Here is a 1065-nt window from a genome sequence, read left to right as displayed (position 1 = left end):
TGAACGCCAGCTGGCGGTAACGGCTTGCCCAATTGTTCTTTATTGGATAAAAACAACATTTTTAATGCAACCAATAATGCGCCAACACCAATGATGGCCTGCAATACCTTGCCATCAATCATATCAGCGATGCCTGCACCCACTAGACTACCGATGACCAAGCCTAATGCCATCTTGCGCCATACTTCCCAGCGCACACCGCCACGCTTATTATGTGCAGTCAATGAGCTAATAGAAGTCACCACAATGGTCGCAAGAGAAGTACCAATCGCTAAATGCGTAACGACTGCAGGTGAAAAATCATAGGCAGTAAAAATCCACACCAATGCTGGGACGATAATCATGCCGCCGCCGACGCCAAACAAACCCGCACTGACGCCCGCAAACGCTCCTGCAATCACAAACCATACATACAACATCATCGAATTGGCCTTTTGCTTGTTTTTTGAATGTTTTTGTCGTGCCTGACTACTTTTTTGTCTTCTTATTTTTTTGCCTGTCTACTTGGCGCATACTCTCAAGCTAAATCAGAGGTATTAAATAGGTATAATCGACCATATTACATTTGCCAAACTCTCAGCCGATCTTTATGCTGTTTGTCTTATATTGTCTACTTAAGACAAGCGCCAGTATACCAAAGATTACCCATACGACCTTAACTACAGTGACTAAATTTATGCCGTCATCAGCCAGCACCTCCGTCTATTTATCTGAGCTTACGCATTGTCATGTAATCAGCAGCGCCTCTACCAATACTGAGCTGATAGAACGTGTCCAAGATGACACACTGAGCGCCACTGAATTACATCTATTGACGGCTGAGACTCAAAGCGCAGGACGTGGGCAACGGGGGCGTTCATGGCAATCACCGCGCGGCAATGTCTATCTGTCGTTATACCATCCAGTGCATACATCCATTAGCGGCTTGTTATCGTTACTCGTCGGTGTCGAGCTGGCAAAAATGCCTATTATCCAAACGTTAAATGAGCAGCTGCGCGCGCAAGGTTTGACCCCTATTGGCGTCAAATGGGCCAATGACTTGGGCTTTTATCAAAACCTGCCTAA

General features: G+C 45.8%; 2 protein-coding genes. One reads left to right on the top strand and one right to left on the bottom strand.

The features are described from left to right. A partial coding sequence (locus tag ACS8FD_RS16515; RefSeq protein WP_439276641.1) for a sulfite exporter TauE/SafE family protein occupies positions 1-419 on the bottom strand: 419 nt, incomplete at its 3' end. A gap of 146 nt (positions 420-565) precedes the next feature. Between ACS8FD_RS16515 and ACS8FD_RS16510 the strand changes: the two genes are divergently transcribed. Then, a partial coding sequence (locus ACS8FD_RS16510) for a biotin--[acetyl-CoA-carboxylase] ligase (protein ID WP_439276640.1) occupies positions 566-1065 on the top strand: 500 nt, incomplete at its 3' end.

The organism is Psychrobacter sp. 1U2 (genome assembly GCF_051847575.1).
Note: the sequence above shows the minus strand (reverse complement) of the source record. Positions and strands in the feature narration are given on the sequence as shown.